The 6646-nt window shown below is 75.2% G+C and carries 5 protein-coding genes; 1 reads left to right on the top strand and 4 read right to left on the bottom strand.

All coding sequences use genetic code 11. From position 1 onward, the window contains the following. Positions 1 to 12 precede the first annotated feature (12 nt). The 4 genes from E1298_RS15620 to E1298_RS15605 form a co-directional block, all read right to left on the bottom strand. Positions 13 to 1026, bottom strand: a complete 1014-nt coding sequence (locus E1298_RS15620) for a GNAT family N-acetyltransferase (protein WP_131893770.1) — start codon at positions 1024 to 1026, stop codon at positions 13 to 15. 79 nt (positions 1027 to 1105) lie between these two features. Continuing rightward, positions 1106 to 2104, bottom strand: a complete 999-nt coding sequence (gene meaB, locus E1298_RS15615) for a methylmalonyl Co-A mutase-associated GTPase MeaB (RefSeq protein WP_131893768.1) — start codon at positions 2102 to 2104, stop codon at positions 1106 to 1108. Next, a complete protein-coding gene (gene scpA / locus E1298_RS15610) occupies positions 2101 to 4314 on the bottom strand; it encodes a methylmalonyl-CoA mutase (RefSeq protein ID WP_131893765.1) in 2214 nt (737 codons plus the stop codon). The genes meaB and scpA overlap by 4 nt, the downstream gene beginning before the upstream one ends. After that, entirely contained in the window at positions 4311 to 6146 is a 1836-nt protein-coding gene (locus E1298_RS15605) for a methylmalonyl-CoA mutase subunit beta (RefSeq protein WP_131893763.1), read from the bottom strand. Before E1298_RS15605 ends, scpA begins: the two co-directional genes overlap by 4 nt. Positions 6147 to 6428: 282 nt before the next feature. Between E1298_RS15605 and E1298_RS15600 the strand changes: the two genes are divergently transcribed. Beyond that, complete coding sequence (locus E1298_RS15600) at positions 6429 to 6638, top strand: HGxxPAAW family protein (protein WP_131893761.1); 210 nt, start codon at positions 6429 to 6431, stop codon at positions 6636 to 6638. Positions 6639 to 6646 lie beyond the last annotated feature (8 nt).

The following is a 6646-nucleotide window of genomic DNA, read 5'->3' as shown; positions in this document are numbered from 1 at the left end:
GGGCAACGCATTTTACGATCGCGTTTCGGGGACCCGGGCGGCCAAGGGGGGCGCGGGCAGGGCGGCGGCGGCCGCCTGGTACTCCAGGGACTCGCGTTCCACGCGGAAGCCCAGCTCCTCGTTCACCGCGATCATGTGCTCGTTGTCGCCGGAGTTGTCGGTCTCGATCTCGCGGACCTCGGGGCGCTCCCCGGCCAGCCACTGCAGCATCGCGGCCTTGACCCAGATGCCGAGCCGCCGGCCGCGGTGCTCGGGCACGACCGCCGTGTCGTACTGCGCGGCGCGACCGGCGGCGCCGAGCGGGACGACGACCTCGGTGAAGCCCGCGATGGCGGCGCCGTCGAGGGCCGCGACGGTGTAGAGGTCGTCGCCGCGCTTGGCGACCATCTCGGCCGTCTCGCGGACGCGGTGGGCGTCCCAGGGCGTCCCCTCGTACTCGGCGAGGTCGGCCATCGCGGTCTTCGCGCCGGCGAGGGCGGTGGCGTGCTCGTCCGGGACCACGCCCCGCCAGCGGACGAGCCGGTACCCGGCCGGGCCCTGCGCCACCAGCCGCGCCACGCGCCCGGCGGGCAGCTCGTCGAGCCGCAGCAGCATGCCCTTCAGGGTCAGCACGCACTCGAAGCCGTGCGACTCCAGGAACGGGACGGCGGGGGTGCCCGCGAGGACCTGCGCGATCACGCTGGACCTGCCGTCGGCGCGCAGCCCCCCGGCGGCCACGGCCAGCAGCCGGCCGCCGAGCCCGCGCCGGCGCCACTCGGGGCGGACCTGGATGTCGATCTCGGCCGGACGGTCGGCGCCCGGCGCGCCGGGCAGCCGGAGCGCGGCCACCGCGGCCAGCCGGCCGCCGTCGGCCGCCGCCCACAGCCGCTGCCGCGACCCGGGCTCGGCGCCGAGCAGCCGCGCCGTCGTCCGCTCCGGGTCCGGCGCCGGCTCCGCCCCCGGGTCGGCGGCGTGGACGGCCGCGAGCACGCGGTGCCACTCCCGGATCTGCGCGTCCGTCGGATCATCGAGCGCGATGACGTCCATCTGACTTTTGTACCGGATCCCGGCCCGCCGCGACCGTGTCCCGGCGCAACCCATGGGCCCCGGGCACCGGCGGCGCTGGTCAGCGGACCTTCGAGAACGCCTCCAGGATGCGCTCGGCGGCGAGCGCGGGCGTGAGCGTCCCCTCGGCGACGCGCGCCTCCAGGTCCGGGGCCAACTCGCGGACGGCCGGATGCGCGTGCAGCTCGGACAGGAGCCGCTCACGGACCATCGCCCAGGTCCATCCGACCTGCTGGCGGCGGCGCCTGGCCTCCAGCTCGCCCGACTCGCGCAGCCGGTCCTGGTGCTGGACGAGCTTCGCCCACACCTCGTCCAGCCCGGTGTCCTCCTTGGCGCTGCACGTCAGGACGGGCGTGTCGCGGACGCGCTCGTCGCTGCGCAGCAGCCGCAGCGCGCCCGCCAGCTCCCGGGCGGCCCGCTCGGCCTCCCGCCGGTGCTCGCCGTCGGCCTTGTTCACCGCGATCACGTCGGCCAGCTCCAGGACGCCCTTCTTGATCCCCTGGAGCTGGTCGCCGGTGCGCGCGAGGGTGAGGAACAGGAACGAGTCGACCATCTCGGCGACGGTCGTCTCGGACTGGCCGACGCCGACCGTCTCGACCAGGACGACGTCGTACCCCGCCGCCTCCATCACGACCATCGCCTCGCGGGTGGCCTTGGCGACGCCGCCGAGCGTCCCGGCCGTGGGCGAGGGCCGGATGAACGCGTCCGGGTCGGCGGCGAGCCGCTGCATACGGGTCTTGTCGCCCAGGATGCTGCCGCCCGTCCGGGTCGAGGACGGGTCGACGGCCAGCACCGCGACCCGGTGCCCGGCGCCGGTGAGGCCCGTGCCCAGCGCGTCGATGAAGGTCGACTTGCCGACGCCCGGCACGCCGGTGATCCCGACGCGGCGGGCGCCGCCCGCGTGCGGGGTCAGCTCGACCAGCAGCCGCTGCGCCAGCTCCCGGTGGTCGGGGCGGGTGGACTCCACGAGCGTGATCGCCCGCGCGATCCACGCCCGCGACCCGTCCCGCACCCCCGCCGCGTAGTCGTCGAGGTCATGCCGCGCCGGCGTACCGTTCAAGAGGCCGTGTGGCCCAGACGGGCGGTCAGCTCGTCCAGCAGGCCGAGGGCGGCGTCGGCCAGGACGGTGCCGGGCCCGAAGATCGCCGCGGCGCCCGCGGCGCGCAGCTCGTCGAAGTCCCCCGGCGGGACGACCCCGCCGACGACGATCATGATGTCGTCGCGGCCGAGGGCGGCGAGCTCCTCGCGCAGCGCCGGGACCAGGGTGAGATGGCCGGCGGCGAGCGAGTTGACGCCGACGACGTGCACGTCGGCCTCGACGGCCTGCCGGGCGACCTCGCCGGGGGTCTGGAACAGCGGGCCCACGTCGACGTCGAAGCCGAGGTCGGCGAAGCCCGTCGCGATGACCTTCTGGCCGCGGTCGTGGCCGTCCTGGCCCATCTTGGCGACGAGGATGCGGGGGCGCCGCCCCTCGGCCTCCTCGAACGCGGCGGCCGCGGCGCGCGCCCTGTCGATGGAGCCCGCCCGCCCCGCCTCGTCCCGGTACACACCGGAGATCGTACGGATCTGCGCGGCGTGCCGTCCGTAGGCCCGCTCCAGCGCGTCGGAGATCTCCCCGACGGTCGCCTTGGCGCGGGCGGCGTCGATGGCGAGGGCGAGGAGGTTCTGCTCCAGGCCGGGCGCGCGGGCGCCGCTCTCGGCGGCCTCGGCGGCGCGGGTGAGCGCGGACAGCGCGTCCCGCGCCGCGGCCTCGTCGCGCTCCTCGCGCAGGCGCCGCAGCCTGTCGATCTGCTGGGCGCGGACGGAGGCGTTGTCGACCTTGAGGACCTCGATGTGCTCCTCGGCGTCCGGGCGGTACTTGTTCACCCCGATGACGGGCTGGCGGCCCGAGTCGATGCGCGCCTGGGTGCGGGCGGCGGCCTCCTCGATGCGCAGCTTCGGCAGCCCCTCGTCGATGGCCCTGGCCATGCCGCCGGCCCGCTCGACCTCGGTGATGTGGCCCCAGGCGCGGCGGGCCAGGTCATAGGTGAGCCGCTCGACGTAGGCGCTGCCGCCCCACGGGTCGACGGTGCGGGTCGTCCCGGACTCCTGCTGGAGGAGAAGCTGGGTGTTGCGGGCGATGCGGGCCGAGAAGTCGGTCGGCAGCGCGAGGGCCTCGTCCAGCGCGTTGGTGTGCAGCGACTGGGTGTGCCCCTGCGTGGCGGCCATCGCCTCGACGCACGTGCGGGCGACGTTGTTGAAGGCGTCCTGCGCGGTCAGCGACCAGCCGGACGTCTGCGAGTGCGTCCGCAGCGACAGCGACTTGGGGTTGCGCGGCCCGAACGTCTTCACCAGCCGCGCCCACAGCAGGCGCGCGGCGCGGAGCTTGGCGACCTCCATGAAGAAGTTCATGCCGATCGCCCAGAAGAACGACAGCCGGGGCGCGAACGCGTCGATGTCCAGGCCCGCCTCGCGCCCGGCGCGGATGTACTCCACGCCGTCGGCGAGGGTGTAGGCCAGCTCCAGGTCGGCCGTGGCCCCGGCCTCCTGGATGTGGTAGCCGGAGATCGAGATCGAGTTGTACTTCGGCATCCGTCGCGAGGTGAACGCGAAGATGTCGGAGATGATCCGCATCGACGGCGCCGGCGGGTAGATGTAGGTGTTGCGGACCATGAACTCCTTGAGGATGTCGTTCTGGATGGTCCCGGCGAGCCGCTCGGGCTCCACCCCCTGCTCCTCGGCGGCTGCGATGTAGAGCGCGAGGACGGGCAGCACCGCCCCGTTCATGGTCATCGACACGCTCATCTCGTCCAGCGGGATGCCGTCGAAGAGCCGCCGCATGTCCAGGATCGAGTCGATCGCCACCCCGGCCATGCCGACATCGCCCGCGACGCGCGGGTGGTCGGAGTCGTAGCCGCGGTGGGTGGCCAGGTCGAACGCGACCGACAGGCCCTTCTGCCCGGCCGCCAGGTTCCGCCGGTAGAAGGCGTTGGACTCCTCGGCGGTCGAGAACCCCGCGTACTGCCGGATCGTCCACGGCTGGGTCGCGTACATGGCGGGGTACGGGCCGCGCAGGTAGGGGGCGATGCCCGGGTAGGTGCCGAGGAAGTCGAGCCCGGCGAGGTCGTCGCCGGTGTAGAGGGGGCGGACCCCGATGCCCTCGGGGGTGTCCCACGTCTCGGCGTCGGGGTCGCGCCCGATGGCCTCGGCGACGGCGCCGCGCCACCGCTTGGCGGCGTCGTCGGCGGACGGCGGGGGCCCGAGCTCGATCTCGGTGAAGTCGGGGATCATCGGTTCACTCCCAGGTCGTGGAGGGTCGTCTCCAGCGCCTCGACCGCGTCGCACCCGGCGTACACGCGGGCGTCGACGCCCTCGTAGGTCCCCTTACCCGCGAGCCACACCTTCACCGCCCCCGCGTCCTTGAGGGCGCGGGCCGCGTCCGCCGCCTCCTCGGCGTAGAGCCGGTCGCTGGAGCACAGGCAGGCGACGGCCGCGCCGGACGCCCCGAACTCCTCGGGGGCGCCGGTCACCGTCTCGATCCCGCCCGCCTGGAAGAGGTTGGCGGCGAACGACGCGCGCGCGGTGTGGACGGCGATCGGGCCGAGCGTGGCGAGGAAGACCCGGGGGCGGGCCCCGGTCGCCGCGGCGTGGGCGTCCGAGCGGTCTCGGAGGGCCTCGAAGTCCTGCGCGTAGGTGACGACCGGCAGCCCCCCGCCGGGGCGGGACGGCGCCGGGGCCCGCTCGGGCAGGGTCTCGGCGAGGTTGGGGAACTCGCTGACCCCGGTCAGCGGGGCCTTGCGGCGCGCGATGTCGGCGCGGCGGCGCGCCCACGTCGCCGCGAGCCGGTCCGCGACCAGCCCGGAGTCGAGGGCGGCGGCGAAACCCCCGGCCCGCTCGATCTCGGTGAACCACGCCCAGGCGGCGTGCGCGAGGTCCTCGGTAAGGCGCTCGGCGTACCAGGAGCCCCCGGCCGGATCGACGACGCGCGCCAGGCTGGACTCCTCCAGCAGCAGCGTCTGGGTGTTGCGGGCGATGCGGCGGGCGAAGCCGTCCGGCAGCCCGAGGCGCGCGTCGAACGGCTGCACGGTGACCGCGTCGGCGCCGCCGACCCCGGCGGCGAAGGCGGCGACGGTGGTGCGGAGCAGGTTCACCCACGGGTCGCGGCGCGTCATCATGGCCGACGACGTCACGGCGTGGACGCGCGCGGAGCCGCCGTCGGACGCGCCGCTCGCCTCGGCCACCCGCGTCCACAACCGCCGGAGCGCGCGGAGCTTGGCGATCGAGGAGAACTGGTCGGCGTTCACGGCGAGCCGGAACTCGATCTGCCCGAGCGCTTCGTCCACGCTCAGCCCGGCGCCGGTGAGCGCCCGCAGGTAGGCGACGCCCGCGGCGGCCGCGGCGCCCAGCTCGTCGGCGTCGCTCCCGCCCGCGTCGTGGTGGACGGTGCCGTCGACCACGATCGCGCGCATCCCCGGGAAGCCGCGCGCGCACCGGACGGCCAGCTCGGCGGCCTCGCGGAGGGCCTCGTCCGGCGGGCCGGCGGAGCCCGTGCGGGCCTTCAGCCCGAGCGGGTCGGCGCCGAGGTTCCCGGCCGCGCGGGCCTGCTCGCCGCGCTCGGCGACCAGGCCGAGGAACGCCTCGGCGGCCTCGGCCGTCCGCTCGCCCGCGTCCAGCACGACGGGCGCCAGGCCGAGCAGGACGCCGCGCAGCGCCTCGGGGAGCGCCGCGACGGGCAGGGCCGCGTCGCCGAGCTCCAGCCAGACCGAGGTGGCGCCGTTCTCCAGGTCGGCGAGGACCGCCTCCCGGGTCGCGGCCGGGTCGGGGTCCGCGTGCCGCTGCCGGACGTCCCATCCGGCGAGGCCCTCGCCGTCCGGCCGCACCTGCCGCAGGTACGGCGCCAGGCCGGGCCGCCCGGACGGCGCGTCGTCGCGCGTGTAGAGCGCGGCGATCGGCACGCCGTCGTACGACTCGCGGGCCAGCAGGCCCTCGATCTCCTCAAGGGGGGTGTCGTCGGTCGCCGCGCCCGACTTGCGCAGCACCCCTTTCACCATCTCCCGCCACCGGTCGCGCTCGGCCGGGGGGAAGGCGGCGGCCAGTTCGAGTTCTTCAGGCGGCACCGTCATGTCCTGGATGGTAAGCGAGCGCCTACTTGCCGCTCGCGGGCGGGTCCCGTCGATCGGCAGTCTAGATCGGCGCCCCGGGCGGCCCGCGCCCGCGAGGCCGGGTTAGGGGTCGCCGGGGGCCAGGTTAGGGGTCGGCGCCCCTACCCGTAAGCCTGCCCCGGCCCGTGTCCCGTCGCCCGGACGTGATGTCCGGGCGTACCCCGGAAGGCCCTGTGGCATGGGACGTTGCTAGAGTTCGGCGGTGTAGCCGCCCACCGAGGTACGTAGAGAGAAGACAAACGCATGTCGACTGGCAGCCACGCGGGTCGCCCCAAGTCCTGGGTCGCCGTGGCCATCATCTTCGTCGGGTTCGCCATCGGCGGCGTCGCGCTCGTCATGGGCCCGAACTGGATCGTCTTCGGGGCCGGCGCGGCCGTGATCGCGCTCGGCTGCGTGGTCGGGTGGGCGGTCGACATCATGACCGACGTCATCGTCGACGACCCCCGGCACTAGGGGACCGG

Origin of the sequence: Actinomadura rubrisoli (assembly GCF_004349215.1) — a bacterium.
GTDB classification, from domain to species: domain Bacteria; phylum Actinomycetota; class Actinomycetes; order Streptosporangiales; family Streptosporangiaceae; genus Spirillospora; species Spirillospora rubrisoli.
The sequence above is the reverse complement of the archived record's forward strand: the minus strand, read 5'-3'. Positions and strand labels throughout refer to the sequence as shown.